The sequence below is a fragment of the Nibribacter ruber genome, from assembly GCF_009913235.1.
GTDB classification, from domain to species: Bacteria; Bacteroidota; Bacteroidia; order Cytophagales; family Hymenobacteraceae; genus Nibribacter; species Nibribacter ruber.
The window spans coordinates 1,731,397-1,747,903 of sequence record NZ_CP047897.1 but is presented as its reverse complement, the minus strand read 5'-3'; the positions used below and the strand labels follow the sequence as shown (position 1 = coordinate 1,747,903).

General features: G+C 51.5%; 12 protein-coding genes. 2 read left to right on the top strand and 10 right to left on the bottom strand.

Annotation, left to right across the window (positions count from 1 at the left end; genetic code table 11):
- Window positions 1-151 precede the first annotated feature (151 nt).
- The 4 genes from GU926_RS07385 to GU926_RS07370 form a co-directional block, all read right to left on the bottom strand.
- Window positions 152-3,928, bottom strand: coding sequence for a transglutaminase domain-containing protein (locus GU926_RS07385; protein ID WP_160690506.1), 3,777 nt, complete (start codon window positions 3,926-3,928; stop codon window positions 152-154).
- 133 nt (window positions 3,929-4,061) lie between these two features.
- The gene (gene meaB / locus GU926_RS07380; RefSeq protein ID WP_160690504.1) at window positions 4,062-5,045 is read right to left on the bottom strand and encodes a methylmalonyl Co-A mutase-associated GTPase MeaB; all 984 of its coding nucleotides are present in this window, start codon (window positions 5,043-5,045) and stop codon (window positions 4,062-4,064) included.
- A gap of 95 nt (window positions 5,046-5,140) precedes the next feature.
- Window positions 5,141-5,551 carry a DUF1801 domain-containing protein gene (locus GU926_RS07375; protein ID WP_262886160.1) on the bottom strand — a complete coding sequence of 137 codons (411 nt, stop codon included), beginning with the start codon at window positions 5,549-5,551 and terminating at the stop codon, window positions 5,141-5,143.
- Between the two features lie 91 nt (window positions 5,552-5,642).
- A complete protein-coding gene (locus GU926_RS07370) occupies window positions 5,643-6,806 on the bottom strand; it encodes a YncE family protein (protein WP_160690500.1) in 1,164 nt (387 codons plus the stop codon).
- A gap of 328 nt (window positions 6,807-7,134) precedes the next feature.
- Here GU926_RS07370 and GU926_RS07365 point away from each other — a divergent pair, with 328 nt between their 5' ends.
- Window positions 7,135-7,557, top strand: a complete 423-nt coding sequence (locus GU926_RS07365) for an STAS/SEC14 domain-containing protein (protein ID WP_160690498.1) — start codon at window positions 7,135-7,137, stop codon at window positions 7,555-7,557.
- Window positions 7,558-8,141: 584 nt separating this feature from the next.
- On the opposite strand, the gene GU926_RS07360 is transcribed toward GU926_RS07365, so the two are convergent.
- The 4 genes from GU926_RS07360 to GU926_RS07345 all read right to left on the bottom strand — a co-directional run bounded on the left by GU926_RS07360 (window position 8,142) and on the right by GU926_RS07345 (window position 13,540).
- On the bottom strand, window positions 8,142-8,693 hold the full coding sequence (locus GU926_RS07360) for an REP-associated tyrosine transposase (RefSeq protein ID WP_160690496.1): 552 nt from the start codon (window positions 8,691-8,693) through the stop codon (window positions 8,142-8,144).
- 233 nt (window positions 8,694-8,926) lie between these two features.
- Window positions 8,927-11,059 (bottom strand): methylmalonyl-CoA mutase, encoded by a 2,133-nt coding sequence (scpA, locus tag GU926_RS07355; protein WP_160690494.1) that lies wholly within the window; start codon window positions 11,057-11,059, stop codon window positions 8,927-8,929.
- A gap of 76 nt (window positions 11,060-11,135) precedes the next feature.
- Window positions 11,136-11,546: a YybH family protein gene (locus GU926_RS07350; RefSeq protein WP_160690492.1), complete on the bottom strand. Its 411-nt coding sequence runs from the start codon at window positions 11,544-11,546 to the stop codon at window positions 11,136-11,138.
- A 158-nt stretch (window positions 11,547-11,704) separates the two neighbouring features.
- Entirely contained in the window at window positions 11,705-13,540 is a 1,836-nt protein-coding gene (locus GU926_RS07345) for a methylmalonyl-CoA mutase family protein (RefSeq protein WP_232058462.1), read from the bottom strand.
- Window positions 13,541-13,692: 152 nt separating this feature from the next.
- Between GU926_RS07345 and GU926_RS07340 the strand changes: the two genes are divergently transcribed.
- Window positions 13,693-14,442, top strand: coding sequence for a DUF72 domain-containing protein (locus GU926_RS07340; RefSeq protein ID WP_160690490.1), 750 nt, complete (start codon window positions 13,693-13,695; stop codon window positions 14,440-14,442).
- On the opposite strand, the gene GU926_RS07335 is transcribed toward GU926_RS07340, so the two are convergent.
- Window positions 14,439-14,828: a YkvA family protein gene (locus GU926_RS07335; RefSeq protein ID WP_160690488.1), complete on the bottom strand. Its 390-nt coding sequence runs from the start codon at window positions 14,826-14,828 to the stop codon at window positions 14,439-14,441. The two genes, GU926_RS07340 and GU926_RS07335, sit on opposite strands and share 4 nt — an antisense overlap.
- 593 nt (window positions 14,829-15,421) lie before the next feature.
- Complete coding sequence (gene ctlX, locus GU926_RS07330) at window positions 15,422-16,366, bottom strand: citrulline utilization hydrolase CtlX (RefSeq protein WP_198001471.1); 945 nt, start codon at window positions 16,364-16,366, stop codon at window positions 15,422-15,424.
- Between the last annotated feature and the right edge of the window lie 141 nt (window positions 16,367-16,507).

The following is a 16,507-nucleotide window of genomic DNA, read 5'->3' as shown; positions in this document are numbered from 1 at the left end:
TACGTGTGTCTTAAAGGTGATGCCGTTGTTTCTGGGAAGAAAAGAAATTAGGTCTTGGTTGCCGTTTTTAGCCTGTTTTCGGTAAAACAGGCTAAAAACGGAACGCCCCGCAGAGAGTTCTGCGGGGCGTTCCGTTAGTTGAGGAAAGCGCTTACTTGAGGGCTAGTTGTTTAGCGTCTGCGGCAATCACTTTCTTGTAAAACTCCTGGAAGGCAGCCATCTGCTGAGGCTCAATAATGTCCTTCGTGAAGCGTAACTCTCTGGTGAATACCAATTGGTTGTTCACCTTCTTGAAGGTCAATGAATACTCGGCCACCGGACAGCTCAGCTTTACGGGCTGGGGCAGTTCAGCTAACACTTTCTTGTCTGGCAGGGTCATGGTGATGGTGGCCCGGTCATGGTCTGCGTACAGAGACTGAGACAAGTCTACCGGCGCGGTGCGGGTGTCATTGAACGTGAAGTCCTGGGCAGACGCCTTGTTGAACCACGGCAATGAGAACAAAGACAAGCCACCCACCTGCGTCACCTGGTCTGTAGACTGATAGGCTATTTTGCTTTTCACGGTGTCCTGCGTGCCTTCCAGTCCGGTGAAGGATAGGTTGGTCAGCTTAAAGCCGGTCAGCACGGAGCCGTAGGCCTCATGAATCATCTTTTCGCGCTCTTTCTGGCTGGCATCACGGTAGCGTTGCTTGGCATCGGCGGCCAGAGCCCCGGTTCTGTAATAGCTTTCGTCTACGGTCATGTTGTTGCCTACCAGTTTCACGGTAGCCTTGCGGTCAATGATGTTCAACGGACGGTTGCCCGGGTTTAACTGCGTAAGCGTGCGGGTAACAGGCGTTTTCTCATCGTCAATCTCCAAGATGCCCGACTTGAGCATGCTCTGGTGGAATGTGCCAAACGGCAGGAAGTTAGACGTCAACTCCACGTAGGTCTCTTTGCCGGGCAAGGTCACCTTGGCAATGCAGTGGTTAAAGTCAATGGACGGCAAAGTGAGGTCATACAAACCGTTGTCACGGGTGTTCACCAGTACCAACTGGGCGGGCACGCCGGCCTCGCGGCACATGGCCACAAACAGGGTAGACACGTCCTTGCAATCGCCAATCTTGGTGTTCAACACATCTGCAGGCTTCTGCGGAATCAAACCGCTTTGTCTGAAGGAGATGGAGCTGTAGGTGATGTTGGTGGTGATGTACTCATAGATGGCCTTGGCCTTCTGGATAGGCGTGAGGTTCTTTTTACCGGCAAACAGTTCTTCTACGGCTTCTTTCACCTCAAAATCTGGGCGGGCCTTGGACGAGGCCAGGTCTGCGTACCAGTTAGAGATGAATTTCCAGTCTGGGAAAGAAGACAGGTACAAGGTTTGTCCTACGTCTGCCAAGACCGGCATTTTGTCTTCGCTCTTCAGGCCGGGGTGGTCTTTCTGCTCCCAAACGTACAGCTTGAACTCGTCAGCGGACTGTACCTTGGGCTCCAGGGGAGATTGCGTCATCTTGTGCTGGAACTTGAGCTCTGGGTCTACCAACAGGCTGTACCGCGTGGTTTGGTACGGCAAGAAATGGCTGAAGAACTGACGGTCCCAGAAGTGCGGGGCCAGTTTGCCTTTCAGGTGGTTCTCTAGTTTGTAGCTGATGTGAATGGCATCGCCGGGCTCCAAGTTGGTGAACACCAGTTGGTCGTCGTTGCTCTCAGCGGGTACTTTGCTGCCGTTCTGCTTCACTACCTCGGCCTTCTCCACTACAAAGCGCTGCATGTTGTGGTAGGACACGCCGTATTCTTTCCAGTGCTCCACGCCCTGCTGGTTGAAGACTTTCACCACCATGGTGCGCTTCTCTTCAGAGGCGCCGCCTTTGTAAACCACTTTCTGCACATCGTCCAGCAAAATCAAGCTGTTGTCTTCTGGGAAGGCCGCGGCGTTAGGGGCTTTCTTGATCAAGGCGTACACGTCATTCTGCGGGAAGTAGCTGAAGATTTCCTTTTTATTCTCCAGTTGGCGCAGGTCTCTCAAGCTTTCATAATCCGTAGGGTCCAGCTGCACCGCCTTCTGGAAGGCCTGCATGGCTTCGGCTTTCTTCTCCTGGGCTTTCAGGGTCTTGGCCAGGTCTGCCCAGTAGGTACCAATGTACGGGGCAATGGCCAGGGTCTTGCGGTAAGAATCCTCGGCCATTTTGTAGTTCTGGGCCTGCGAGTAGATGTTACCCAAGGTATGCTGCACACCCACAGAAATAGGCTCTTCCTGAATATACTGCTGGTACAGCTTGATACCGTCTGCAATAGAGCCTTTGTCAAAGTAAAGCGAAGCCAGTTTCTGAGAGGCGGCCAGGTTGCGGTTGTCTTTCAGGAACTTCTTGAGCACGTTGGCGGCGTTGGCCTGGCTCTTGTTCACGTTCTTCTCAATGGTGTACTTGAGCTCAATGAAATTACCGTTCTGCGGATACTTCTGGTACCCCTGCTCGGCTAGTTTGATCACGTCATTGTACTCCTGCTTTTTAGACAGCACCTGAATGCGTTTAGACAAGGTGGTCTCTGTCTGTCCCTGCTGGCGTTCCATTTGGTCTACCAGGGCCAGGGCTTGCGTGTAGTTCTCTTTTTCTATCTCTTCTTCATAGAGCAGATCCAGGGAGAAAGGCAATTCTGGGTCATGCTCTTTGAGCCATTCCAGGGCGGTGGCCAGAGAGGTGCGGTTTTCTTCGCGCTGGTAGGCTTCTATCTGGCGCATGGTAAGGTAGGTGTTGGCCGGTACCATTTTCTGCACTTGGCGGTAGACGCGGCGGGCCTCGGCGGTTTTGTCATTGCGCAGGTAGGTCTGGCCCAGCAGCAGGTACGGCAACACTTGCTTAGGATCTTGTTTGATCTGCGCTTGGAAGAATTCTTCATAGGGCAGAGGCAGGGCCGCGGGCATAGTGCCGGCATCTTTGGTGTACGCCTGCGTGGCGGCCGTAGTGGTTACATTTGCCAACGGCTGGCCCTTGTCATCTGTAAGGCGCGCCAGGAAGTTGGAACGACCGGCGTAGCTTTCACCCACCTGAACCAGGACGCGGTTGAAGCCTTGTTTCAAGGTGACAGGCGTAATGTAGGTGTCCAGGTCATTGTTGCGTTCCATGTCATCGGCAAACACCAGACGGTCATTCACCCAGGCCTTGATGGAGCCAGAAACCCCCAGACGCAATTGAGCCGTCTGTTCTTTGGGGCTGTTGACAAAGGTCTGCGCAAAAACGGTGGCATCACTGGCGTAGAAGTGATAGGTAAAGTCTACCCATTTGTTGTTGCGGGTGGCAGGCAGCACAAACCAAGATACCGGAGCGCCGTGCTTGTTGATGAACGTGGCCGCCGGCTGGGCGTTCTGCAATGGCCCGAAGTCCTTGCTAAAGCCACTGCTGGACATGTTCTCAAACTCGCCTACTACCTGCCACTTGTCCAATGCGCCAATCTGCGCGAACATCTGCTGGGCGGTGCTCATCTGGTTGCTGCTCATGTAGTGGTCGCCCAGGGCGCCGTAAGCCAGGGCTTTAATGGTGCCGTCTGCCTTAGCGTCCGTGATGAGCTGCTTCAGGAAAGCCACCTGCGCTACACTTTTCTTGCCCGTCTCATCTATGATGGAAGGCGAAGACCACAGCGCATACACATATGGATAAGGATTGCTGGAAGCCTTGAAGAACTGCTGGAATTCGTCAAAGGCCTCGGGAGAGGTTTTATCAAGAGAGGCCAGCAACGACAGGCCCAGATGGGCTTCTGCTTTGGTAGCGCTGTCCTGGGTGGCTTTTTTGAAAAGCTCCCGGGCCTCGGTACGCTTGTTTTCATGGAACTTAAGCCAAGCCTCCGCTAAGGGAGAGGCAGCCGGAGCCGCCAGGGCAGGCAAGGCCGGAAGCAGATAGACCAACAGCAGAAACACGGCGGTCCACCGGCGAAGAAGGGAAGAATGCGATTGCATAATAAAGGGTTATGGAATATTTCCATTAATAACCGCAGATTCCGGAAGGTTAGCAAAAAGCCAAAGAAAATTTTCTTGAGAAATTGCGTTTTTAGGCTCTTTTCTGAAAAAGAGGCCAAAAACTACCGCTTGCCTATTTGGTGCCTTGCAACAATTCTTCCGCCGCAGCAAACGGAGACTTTTGACCTTGCACCACCTGCTGGGCCATCTGTTCCCATTGCTCTTGCACGAAGGGATGCTGATAAAAACGCTCCTCCAGACTCTGCCGGATGCTGTGCTTGAGCCAGTGCAGGTTTTGGTCTTTTCTTCTCTGCGCGAAGGAGCCGTTTTCTTGGGTGAGCGTCACATAATCCATGACGGTTTCCCAGAGCGGGGCTAATCCGGTTTTGTCATACGCAGAGCAGACCGTCACGCGCGGGCTCCATTTAGAAGCGCCCAACGGGAAGAGGTGCAAAGCGCCCTGGTATTCTGCCTGCGCGCTGGTAGCGGGGTGCAGGTTGGCGCCATCTGCCTTGGTGATGGCCACGGCATCGGCCATTTCCATGATGCCTTTCTTAATGCCCTGCAGTTCATCGCCTGCGCCGGCTAGCATTAAGAGCAGGAAGAAGTCTACCATCTCATGCACGGCCGTTTCAGACTGGCCCACGCCCACGGTCTCTACGAAGATGACATCATAACCGGCGGCCTCACAAAGCAAAATGCTCTCGCGGGTGCTGCGGGCAACGCCGCCTAAAGTTTTGCCAGCCGGTGAAGGCCTGATGTACGCAGAAGGATTAGCAGCCAAAGTCTCCATGCGGGTTTTGTCTCCCAGGATGCTTCCGCCGGTGCGCTGGCTGGTGGGATCAATGGCCAGCACCGCCAGTTTCTTGCCGTGCTGTTCTAATAAGTAATTCCCGAAGGCTTCAATAAACGTACTCTTGCCCACGCCTGGCACGCCCGTAATACCCACCCTGACAGATTTTCCCGCATGCGGCAATACCAGTTCCATCACTTCATGGGCCAAAGTTTGGTCTGAGGGCAGGGTGCTTTCTACCAGCGTAATGGCTCTGCTCAGCAACACGCGGTTACCGGCCAACACGCCCTGGGCGTACTCTTCTGGGGTAAATCTTTTGGGCACTCGTTTTTAGGCTATTTTCTGGAAACTACGCTAAAAGTACGAAGAAGCCGCAAAATGGCCTTACTACTTTCTAAGCCTCGGGCGTGATTTGAAACCTACTGAGTCAGCGCCCGGCGTTTGCATTGGATTTGTTGCGAAGGTTTCAACTCGTTGTACAGAATGGCTTCCTGCAGTAATTCCCGCAAAGCGGCCTCGGGGAAGGGCAGACCTGGACGGAAAAACACCTTCCTGATTTGCTTGGTATCTGCCTCCGCGAAGAGACCTTGGTCATTGCTGAGATGCAATCCCTTCACAAAACCCAGGTAAACGGACCCGGTTTTGGTGGTACTCATGTAGCACATTTGGCCCAGGTAATAATAGAAAGGGCACTTGTAAATGAAACGTTCTTCTACCTGCGGGGCCGCCTGCAGAACAAATTGCCTCATGCGTTGTAGCAAAGGCTGCAATTCACTTTCCTGTTGCTGTACATAGGCCGTAACCTGCGGAGAAAACACCAGAGATTCCATGCATGAAAAGTACCTAAATAATTGTTGATTGCTGATAGTTGTTTCTACTTTATGTGAACCAACAATTAGCAATTGACAATCAACAATCAAGCTATTGTTTCTGGACTACCTGGCCGGTGGTAGGTAAGATGTTTTGAAAATAGAAACCCGGGAAGTTAGGAAGGCCCAACTCGCTTTTTTGGTTGCCCAGGCTCACGCCGGCGTCTTTGTAGTTGCAGTCCTTGCCTAGTTTGTTAGGTTCCTGGATAACGCCCAGCCAGTTGTTTCCGCTGCGCGCCACGTAGATGCGTCCATCTGGGCCCAGTTGCAGGGCGCCAATTTTGCGGCTCATGCTTTTGGCGACTTGCTGGCCAGACAGCTTGATGGCTTCGGCGTTTCCGGCCTCCAGGTTAAACTGGAAGATGCGCGCCTCGCCCCCTGACAATCCGTTTTTAGCGCCGTACAGTTTAGAGCCGTCAGAGGAGAACTCTACGCCGTAGGCTTCGTCAAAACGGCCTAAGTCTAAGGCGTTGGACACTACGCCGGTGGCCCGGTCAAAATCAAAGAGTTCCAGCTTGTTCACGGTGGCCCAGGTGGCCATGGCCAGTTTATCACCCGCCGGCGAGGCTTTCAGGTAGCCAATGGCGGCACCGTCATCGCCGGCAGACATACTGCCCAAACGGCTTTCTACCGGCGTGAAGGTGAGGCCGTTGGCGGTGAGCAGGTAAGCGTAGAAGGCACTGCTGTTCCAACGGTGCGTGATGATCCAGTAGTCGCGGCCGTTTTCATGGCGCACGGCGGTCAGTTTCTCGGCCACAGGGGCAAAAATGAGGTTGTTCTTGGTGATGACTTCGCCCAGGCCGCCGTTCTTGCTCATGTCTACCAAATGGTATTGCAAGCCGTTGCTCATGCCCTGAAAGTCTGTGGTGAAGAGGTAGTAGGTAGAAGAGGAACCCGGTTTGGGCAGGATGAGGGCAGCCTGGGTAGAAGACTCGTGGCCTTTGAGCTCATCGCCGTTGGCCATCAACTCGCCGTTGCGGTTCCAGACGCGCATGCCGTTGCTGTAAAACAAGAGGTTGCCGCGGGCGTCTGAGGCCGTAGCGCTGCCTTCCTCACTGAAGAGGTTTCCTGGTTTCACGGCTTTGGGCGTACCATCTGCAAATGAGAGCGCGGCATTTCTACCGAAGTACCAGAAAGTTGCCTCCTTCTGCGCCCAGGTCACCCCAGACAAAAGGCAGAAGGTGCCAAGCAGGAAATACGTCTTTAAAGTCTTCATCTTACACAGAACAAAAAGTCTATCCTCCAGAATTCAAAGATTAGGCCAAAATGGATGGGCCTCTTCTCTTCTTAACGCTGAAATGCGCCCTTGGTACATGCTTGCCAGAATTTAAACTGACCAATTCAGAACCTGAGTGAGCCGGAATAACTACTGTAAATTAGACAATAGGAAGATTAGATTAGAATCCTCGCCAGAAAAGCCCTACCTTTCAGTATCTTAGCTGCTCATGTAAGCGCTCTGGCGCCGGGTAGTTTCTAAAATGGGTAAAAGCTGTTGGACGAAAGACTAAGATGAAATGCCTTTTGTAACATAATACGCTTCCCTCATGAAGAAAGAACTCACAAATGCCTTAGGACGGGTTTTTCTCACTGTTGAATATGATGAGAAAGCCAACTGGGTCTATAACAACTGGATAGGCTACCAGTCCTATGAAAGTATTGTGGCGGGGGCCAACGCCTGCGCCGAAATCCTCCAGCAACATAACTGCTCCTTCCTGCTCAACGACAACCGTCAGATCATTGGCCCCTGGAACCACGCCGTGGAATGGATTGCCACCGACTGGACGCCCAGAGCCATTGCCGCCGGCCTTCGGTACTTCGCTCATGTGGTAGACGCAGATTCCCTGGCCAAACTGTCCAGCGAGGAAATGAAACAAACCGCAGACGGATTTGCGATGCAGATTTTTGGCGACATAGAAGAGGCCACCGCCTGGCTTAAGTCCCACCAACTGGAATACGAACAATCATAAAAGACTTTGTGCCACTACTTAGGTACTGGTGGCCAGCTTTCTATCTGGTTGGAAGAATGTAGGCGGAATACCCCGGCGTGGCGGGCGGTTGCTTTTGTAAACTAAGCTTCTGGGACGAGGTATTTTGATCGGGACGCTGCCTGCTTTCGGCGAGGTGCGTGGCACAGCTCAAGATGAGCAGGCTAGTCAAGACACATATCAATAACTTCTTCATAAAGGGCAGTAGGGGAGTGGTCTTACAAAGATGCCCTTTCCCTTTTACCGCCCACAGGAAGGAAAAACCTAATCCGTAACTTGTATAATCTGGATAATTACTTGTTTCTAAGCCGTAAACAGGGAATTTTAGGAGGAAGCATGCTAACCTATTGGGAAATCTTGCCTTTTTAGGTAACAGCTTATTTAGGTTAAGTAGAAAAAGAAAAAGTCCATTTTTGGCCTGTTTTCTGGAAAACAGGCCAAAAACGGGGATTAGAATTTGGTGCGAGTCGTAATTTAGCCTGAAGGATTTCGGGAGAATAGTGATAGGGAATGGTTGTAGTTTCCAGACTCCACATAATTACTTTTAATCATCTTACAACCTTCAATTAGCCAATCAGAACTAAAGGCAGCAACCCTTTACCGCCTTCGTAATCACCTGCACTACTATACCGCCAATGCGTAGGTTCCTCTACAAATCCAGCTTTTACAGGATTATGATGCAGATACTCCAACTTCTGCTCCATCAGGAAATTAGAATCTAATTCTATGGGATGGCTGTTCTGTTGCCAAAACTGCTGATGGTCGTTGTTTGGATTGCGCTTCCCATTGCTTTCAAAAATCCATTGCAACCAATTTTTCCTACTTTCTTGCGGGTTTTCTTGGATAGCGGTAAGAAGCTTAATGGCCGTAAATTTCTTGAAGTCTCTGAGAATATGTGACAGAAGCTTTCCTTCGGCCGCTGAGGCAATCAGATGTAGGTGATTAGGCATGATGACCCAAGCGTGCAGCACAAGACCTTTCTGCTCTATACAAAACTTGAGGCTATCAAGGACTATCTGACAATACTCCCGCCTGGTAAAGACGTCTACCCATTCCACGGTAGCCATGCTTAGAAAGTATATCCCCTCTGGATTAGAAGTTTTGTACTTGGTGCTCATGGCATGGGTATACGCAAGTACTTAAAAAAAGCAAACCTCCGTTTTTGGCTTGTTTTCTAGAAAACAAGCCAAAAACGGAGGTTTGCTAACTTCTGGCGCGAGTCTTCAGACTCGTGACCAAGGATGAAGTGAGTCTCCAGACTCACTGAAACAATCAGGTATTATTAACTGGAGTCTGAAGACTCCAACCATCCCAAGTCACGAGTCTGAAGACTCGCGCCTGAGGCTACTCTTTATGCTTTTAATAACTTCTCCAGAATCTCCTGCGCGGCCACGCTAATCACAGTGCCCGGTCCGAAGACGCCAGACACGCCCGCCTCAAATAGGAATTGGTAATCTTGCGCTGGAATCACACCTCCGGCAATCACCATAATATCCTCACGGCCCAGTTTTTTCAATTCCGCAATCAAGGAAGGAATCAAGGTTTTATGACCGGCGGCCAGACTGCTCACGCCCACTACGTGCACGTCGTTTTCGGCTGCTTGCAGGGCAACTTCCTCTGGGGTCTGGAACAGCGGTCCCAAGTCCACGTCAAAGCCCAAGTCGGCGAAGGAGGTGGCAATTACTTTGGAGCCGCGGTCATGGCCGTCCTGTCCCATCTTGGCTACCATGATTCTTGGTCTGCGGCCTTCCTGGGCGGCAAATTTATCGGCTAGGGCTTGGGCCTTGCCGAAGTGCTCATCGTCTGAAATCTCTGAACTATACACGCCTGATATTGCTCTGATGGTGGCCTTGTGACGGCCGTATACTTTTTCTAAGGCATAAGAAATCTCACCTAGACTGCAACGCACGCGGGCGGCCTGCACGGCTAGTTCCAGCAGGTTGCCTTCCCCGGTTTCGGCGGCGTTGGTCAAGGCGTCCATCGCGGCGAAAACGGCGGCATCATCCCGGTTGTCACGCAGGTTGGCTAAACGTGCCAACTGAGCTTCGCGCACGGCGGTGTTGTCAATTTCCAGAATCTCTAGCTTCTCCTCAGATTCAGGACGGAATTTGTTTACGCCCACAATGACGTCTTTGCCAGCGTCAATGCGCGCCTGCTTTCTAGCGGCGGCTTCTTCAATGCGCATTTTAGGCAAACCGGTTTCAATGGCTTTGGCCATACCACCTAGACGCTCCACTTCCTGAATCAAGTCCCAGGCGCGGTGCGCGAGTTGGTGGGTGAGGGCCTCTACGTAATAGGAACCTCCCCACGGGTCCACGGTCTTGGTGATGTGCGTTTCCTGTTGCAGGTATATCTGGGTGTTGCGGGCAATGCGCGCCGAAAAATCAGTGGGCAAGGCAATGGCTTCATCTAAAGCATTGGTGTGCAAACTCTGGGTTCCACCCAGCGCGGCGGCTAAGGCTTCTACCGTTGTGCGGGCTACGTTGTTGAACGGGTCTTGCTCAGTGAGGCTCCAGCCAGAGGTTTGGCAGTGCGTGCGCAAGGCCAGGGATTTGTCGCTTTTCGGGTTGAACTGCTTGATGAGTTTAGCCCACAGCATACGCGCGGCGCGCATCTTAGCAATCTCCATGAAATGGTTCATGCCAATGGCCCAGAAAAACGACAGACGCGGCGCGAAAGTGTCAATATCCATGCCCGCCGCCAAGCCGGTACGCACGTATTCCAAACCATCCGCCAGGGTGTAAGCCAGCTCTAAATCTGCCGTAGCCCCAGCTTCCTGCATGTGGTAGCCCGAGATGGAGATGGAATTGAACTTGGGCATGTGCTGAGAAGTGTACGCGAAGATATCCGCGATGATCTTCATGCTGGGCTCCGGCGGATAGATGTAGGTGTTGCGCACCATGAACTCCTTCAGGATGTCATTCTGGATGGTGCCGCTCAACTGCTCTGGCTTCACGCCCTGTTCCTCGGCGGCTACAATGTAGAACGCCAGAATAGGCAACACGGCCCCGTTCATGGTCATGGACACGCTCATCTGGTCCAACGGAATCTGGTCGAACAGAATCTTCATATCCAGAATAGAGTCAATGGCCACACCCGCCTTGCCCACATCACCTACCACACGCGGATGGTCTGAGTCATAGCCGCGGTGAGTAGCTAAGTCAAACGCCACCGATAAACCTTTCTGCCCAGCGGCCAGGTTACGGCGGTAGAAGGCGTTGGATTCCTCGGCGGTACTGAAGCCCGCGTACTGCCTGATGGTCCAGGGGTTTTTGACGTACATGGTGCTGTAAGGCCCGCGCAGGTACGGCGGCAGACCGGCGGCAAAGTCCAGGTGCTCAAAAGCCTGCGTGTCTTCCTTGGTGTAGAAGTTCTGCAAAGGCAATCGCTCGGCGGTCTTCCAGGTCTTGGCTTCCGTTTTTGGCTTGTTTTGGTCAGAACTGCCCGAAAACGTAAATGGTATCTTGGTGAAATCTGGTTTCATGTGGTTGGTATCTTAAATCAAGTAGCGCTAGGCACGACTTGAGTAAATTCTTTTATAATATGCTCAATCGGAGAGATTAGCTGGCATGCTCAGAGGTAATCACCCATTTGCCGTTCAGCTTCTGCCAGACTTGGGACGAAATGCCGCCCATCAGTCGTTTGCCGTTCAGCTCAATCTTCCACTTAATTACATACAAAGCGGCTTCTTTCCCCAAGGCTTCTAAGTGCAACGGCTCATAGGAATAAGTACCCATGGTGCTTCGGTCTTTGAAGTCCTGTTCAAACATTTCCAGTACCGGTTGCCAGCCTTTTTCTACGCCATTTTTACTAATCCAGAGCATTTCCGGTGAATTCCAGTAGAAACCCATCGCCTCTTCCAAATTGCCTGCGTTCCAAGCGTTCACTTGTCCGTCCAAGCCTTTTCTGGCACCTTCTAGGGGGCTTTCAGCGGTGATAGAAGTTAGCTCGTTTTCCAAAGAGTCAGCCATAGTTAGGTGCGTAAGCAGAATAGTAAATAGAAGAAGTAATCGTTTCAAAATACTGTTGGTGGTAACTTCGTTTTTAGCCTGATTCTTGGAAAACAGGCCAAAAACGAAGTTTAAAAATCCATGGCTCGCGACTCAAGACTCAAAACTCGCGACTCTGTTTACGCGCCTAGGCGTTCCTGAATGCGGGTGATGATTTCTTTGGTGTCACAGCCTTGGAAGAGGAATTCGTCAAAACCGTTGGCGCGCAGTTCATCTTTCAGGTGCATGGGATCATCTGCCAGAATCAAGGCTGGGCCTTGTTTGTGCTGGGCACGCATGCCGCGGGCAAACTCATCTGCGAAGTCTGAGAAAGCCTTTTCTGGCGTGGCCATCACAATCACCTGCGCGTCCAAGGATTTGACAGAAGTTAAGGCCTCTTGAACCGTATCTGCCTTCACTACCTGCGTGGTAAAGCCAGAGCAGGTGAAGAACTCGCGCGCGAAGGAGGCATGAATGTGCTCTTGAATGGCGGTGCCCATGTGTACCACCACTGCCAATGGACGGCGCTGTTTCTTACGCAGGTGCATTTCGGTGGCCAGGCGCATGACCTCATATGGGTAAGCGGCGCGGGTATTGTCGAAGTCCCGGCTTTGCATTAACGCCTCGGGGTTGTAGTCGTGCTTTTCGTTGGTATTGGGATATTTGTTGGTGCCCAGAATAACCTCTTTGCCGCTGGCAATGTTCTTGAACTTCTCGTTGCTGGCGTCTTTAATTAAATCCTGGATGAAGCCCGAGTTGGAGGCCGCCATGAAACCGCCCAAGCCCTCAATTTCCTGGAACAGCGCCCAGGCTTTTTCGGCAATCTCTTGGGTGAGGTACTCTATATAATAGGAACCAGCGGCCGGGTCAATTGCCTGGTGCAGGTACGCCTCTTCCTTTAAGATAATGGAAATATTGCGGGCAATGCGCTCACTAAAGGCATTCGGTTCTTTATAGGTGCTGTCGAACGGCTCCACTTCTACAGAATCAACGCCGCCCATGATGGCGCTCATCAGCTCAGTGGTATGGCGCAACAGGTTGGTGTGCGGGTCCAGCGTGGCTTGGTGCCAGCGCGAGGTGGAGGCATGGATGCGCAGATGCGCCGCCGACTCTAGCGGAGCTTTGTAGGCTTCTACCACTTTAGACCAAAGCAACCTAACGGCTCTAAACTTGGCAATCTCAAAAAAGTAATTGGTGCCCACAGACAAATGAAACTGCATGTCTCTGAACAAGCGCTCTACCGGCAGAATCTCATTCGTCAGGCCGTTGGTGTAGCACACCGCAATGGCCAGAGAAATGGCAATCTCCTGCACCAGCGTGGCGCCTTTGTTACTGAAATGCGAACCGTTGATGGTAAGGGCGTAGAAGTTAGGCGCATCCAGGGTTTGCTCCAGCAGGTGTTTCACGTGCTCCATGTCCAGCGCCTTGTAGCTCTCCGAAGAAAGGATAGGCGCGCACTTTAAAAAGCCAGTCAGTTGGTTCAAGGAAAGGCCTTTGCGGTACAGCCCCGTCACCAGATGGTGCAGGAAGTTAGCGGCTTCTGTAGAGACGGTATAGGATACGGGCACCTCTGCCAGCGCAATGTGCCGCATCAGGTAGTCCACGTCAAAGTCAATCCCATTCTCAATGATGAAATGGATGCCATCGGCGCCGCGGGTGAGGGCATCGGCGGCTTTGTCCACGGCGTCATGGCCTTTGCCGGTCACCCGGATGGCCTGTAGGTTCAACCATGTGTTGGTGCCCGTTTTAGGGGAGCGCAAAAAAGGGAATTCGCCGGGCTGGGTTTGGTATTGGAGTCCTTGCGGCAGGTTTTCTTTGGTATAGAAAGGCGCCACGTCAATGCCTTCATAGCTCTGCCAATGCAGTTCTTGAGGGTCAATGCCTTTTAAGTCTTTGCTGATTTTTTCTTCCCACTGCGCGGGCGAAGGGCCGGTGAACTCGGGGAAAAGGGAATCAGAAGCGGAGGTATTCATCATAAAGAGATGCTGTATTATGGGGTAAAGATAGTTTTTTGCCCATATACTTCTACGGCTTCAGCCTGAAATCCGCTATTCGGTTTTAGCCTGTTTTCTGAGAAATAGGCCAAAAACGCAAGAACTCTATAATAGTTTCTGCGTCTGTATGGGGCATGGACCTTGAACCGAACCAACTCTACATAGGCACCTCGGGCTGGAGCTACGCCTGGCGCGGCATCTTTTACCCAGAGGATTTGAAATCTGCGGACATGCTTCCGTTTTACGCCGAGCACTTTAACTGCACCGAGGTGAACAGCAGTTTCTACCATTTCACCATGGAGAAGACCATCCAAAAATGGCTGGACACTACGCCCGCGCATTTCAAGTTTGCGCCCAAGCTGCACCGCTCCATCACCCATGAAAACCGCCTACAAAACGTGGAAGAGCCGCTTCGCAAATGGATGGACCGCTTTCTGGTGATGGGCGACCGCCTGGGGCCCGTGCTGGTGCAACTACCCGGAAGCTTCCATTACAACGAACTCATTGCCAAACACTTTTTCACCCTCCTACGGGAGCTGTACCCAAACACGGTGTTTGCCTTGGAGGTTCGGCACGCGTCCTGGCATACCGAGGAAGTACTGGAACTGTTGGAGGAATTTGAGGTTTCATTGGTAGTGATTAGTGCTGGAAAACGCTGGCCAGCCCTGGCCACCTCAACTACCAATACGGTTTACATGCGCCTGCACGGCCATGAGCAACTGTACCGCGGCGCCTACCCAGCCGAGGAGATGGAGCGGTTTGCCTATATGGCGCAGGATTGGCTGATGGACGGAAAAACGGTCTGGGCTTTTTTCAACAACACCATTGGCGGCAACGCCACCGCAGACGCAGACAGATTAAAGCAGGCCATTCTCAACCTCTAACGGTTTTGGTACCAGTGCCACGCTAATCCACCGGCCCACCAAAGAACTACTAACCAAAGAAGAATAATCAAGACAGCGGCGGTTTTACTTTGAGGTAATTTCTGTTTTCCGGTCAAGGCCACCTGCTCCTGAAACTCTTGGAACAGCGCCGGCGGAATGAGCTTGATGCTCAGCCAGATGCCAATGGGCAGAAGGAGCAAGTCGTCCAGATAGCCTAAGATGGGAATGAAGTCGGGGATGAGGTCAATGGGGCTGAGGGCGTAGGCCACCGTAATACCGGCCATCACCTTAGCATACCACGGCACCCGCGCATCCTGCACCGCTAAAGCTAGCGCCTGAATGTCTGCTTTGAGTTGCTTCGCCCATTGTTTCAGTTTCTGCCACATGGAAGTGCGTAATAAGAACTTTTTTACTTTCTAAGGATGAATACGATTGGGTAAGCTATGGCAGCTATCTATTTTTTTAATGAAATCCTGATACCTAAATAAAGAAGCTTAAATAAGATATAAGTGGCAATAATGCCGAGCGCTATTGTAGGTGCTGATAAGTAAAAAATAAAGAATGGCGGAAAAATTGGGGTGTGCCAGCCTGGTATAATACTGAAGGCGAATTGCCCGGAAAGAACTTGAAAAAATAAAAACAACTGAGGTAGGATAGATAGTGTAAGAAGCGCTAGTGCCGCATTTTTCTCCTTAGTGGTTATTATTTGCATGAGGACTTTGCTATCTCTTGTATTTAGTATTCTTAATAATTTGTGATTAATATTTAGTCTCTGCTTGCTGAAAGTGGAGTTTTAATTATCAATATTAAGAAACCCGTTTTTGGGCTGTTTTCATGAAAACAGCCCAAAAACGGGATCATAAAGTAGGGCAATCCCTTGTGGTTGCCCTTTGGCGATGGCAAACGTATTAGGGCAACCACAAGGGATTGCCCCTACGGCATCTTTTATGTTGAACAATCGACAATCAGCAATTAACAATTAAAAAATCTCCGCCAGCATGCAACGGGCGCTTCCGCCGCCGTGGGCTTCAATGGTGCGAAGGTCTGAGCGCATCATCTTGGTGAGTTTTTTGAGTTCTTCAAACTGGTCTTTGCGAAGGGCTTTGTAGGCTTTTTCAGACATGACCAAAACCGGCTCGCCCACGCGGTTACGGACCTGGAGCATGTTGCCAGCCATCTTCCTGATTTGCTTTAAACTCAGGTCAATGATGTCTTTGCCGGCGTCTACCAATGCTTCCAGAATTTCGCCCTGCTCTTCTTCGCTTTGGATGGACTCCAGGCAAATCAGCGCGAAGTCTGCGCCTATGCTCATGATGACGTTGGTGTGGTAAATGGGCAGTCCCTGCTCGTCGGTGGCATGGAACAGAATGGCGCGGTAGCCTAGCTTTTCGCAGAAGGCTTCCACCACCTCGGGGTGGGTGCGCTCAGAAATACAGGCAAAGGCAATCTTGTTTTTCCGGTCCAGGACCAAACTGCCGGTGCCTTCCAGAAACTTGCCTTGCTCCTCAAAATAGGTAAGATCAATCACTTCGGTGAAGGGCAGGTTGTGCTCTTCCTGCAACTGCTTCAGAATATCTGGATGACGTTCCTGTCTTCGGGCGGTGGCCATCATGGGGTACAAGACCACTTTGCCGCCTTCATGAAAGGAAATCCAGTTGTTAGGAAAAATAGCGTCGGGGGTGCGAGGCTCAGGCGTGTCTTCCAGCACTATGGCATCAATGCGGTTGGCCCACAGGTTGAGCAGAAACTGGTTAAACTCATCCAGGGCCTTCTGCTGTACTTGCTCGGGCGTGTTCTCGCCTAATTCCTGCTGAAACGCGTTGGTAGCAGCCGTCTCTGGGTTATAGCCGAAGCCAGCGGGTCTCACCAACATAACCTGGTTGGCCAAAGGATAATCTGTATGTAAAGGGAGCTTGTTTTCCATGGGTAAAGTCCGTTTGCGGAAGGTGCAAGATACTTAATAGTGATTAATGAATAATGACTAATGGAAAATATGGAAATGGGCTAATTTGTAAAGCAGAAGGCAGAAAAAGAAGTAGCGTGAATAGAAAAGTCTAAAAAGGCA

What these genes read in the sequence shown, in the direction of transcription:
- GU926_RS07385 (WP_160690506.1), bottom strand. Translation starts at nt 3,928, where the DNA reads ATGCAATCGCATTCTTCCCTTCTTCGCCGGTGGACCGCCGTGTTTCTG.
- GU926_RS07375 (WP_262886160.1), bottom strand. Translation starts at nt 5,551, where the DNA reads ATGGAATCTCTGGTGTTTTCTCCGCAGGTTACGGCCTATGTACAGCAA.
- GU926_RS07370 (WP_160690500.1), bottom strand. Translation starts at nt 6,806, where the DNA reads ATGAAGACTTTAAAGACGTATTTCCTGCTTGGCACCTTCTGCCTTTTG.
- GU926_RS07365 (WP_160690498.1), top strand. Translation starts at nt 7,135, where the DNA reads ATGAAGAAAGAACTCACAAATGCCTTAGGACGGGTTTTTCTCACTGTT.
- GU926_RS07360 (WP_160690496.1), bottom strand. Translation starts at nt 8,693, where the DNA reads ATGAGCACCAAGTACAAAACTTCTAATCCAGAGGGGATATACTTTCTA.
- scpA (WP_160690494.1), bottom strand. Translation starts at nt 11,059, where the DNA reads ATGAAACCAGATTTCACCAAGATACCATTTACGTTTTCGGGCAGTTCT.
- GU926_RS07350 (WP_160690492.1), bottom strand. Translation starts at nt 11,546, where the DNA reads ATGGCTGACTCTTTGGAAAACGAGCTAACTTCTATCACCGCTGAAAGC.
- GU926_RS07345 (WP_232058462.1), bottom strand. Translation starts at nt 13,540, where the DNA reads ATGATGAATACCTCCGCTTCTGATTCCCTTTTCCCCGAGTTCACCGGC.
- GU926_RS07340 (WP_160690490.1), top strand. Translation starts at nt 13,693, where the DNA reads ATGGACCTTGAACCGAACCAACTCTACATAGGCACCTCGGGCTGGAGC.
- GU926_RS07335 (WP_160690488.1), bottom strand. Translation starts at nt 14,828, where the DNA reads ATGTGGCAGAAACTGAAACAATGGGCGAAGCAACTCAAAGCAGACATT.
- ctlX (WP_198001471.1), bottom strand. Translation starts at nt 16,366, where the DNA reads ATGGAAAACAAGCTCCCTTTACATACAGATTATCCTTTGGCCAACCAG.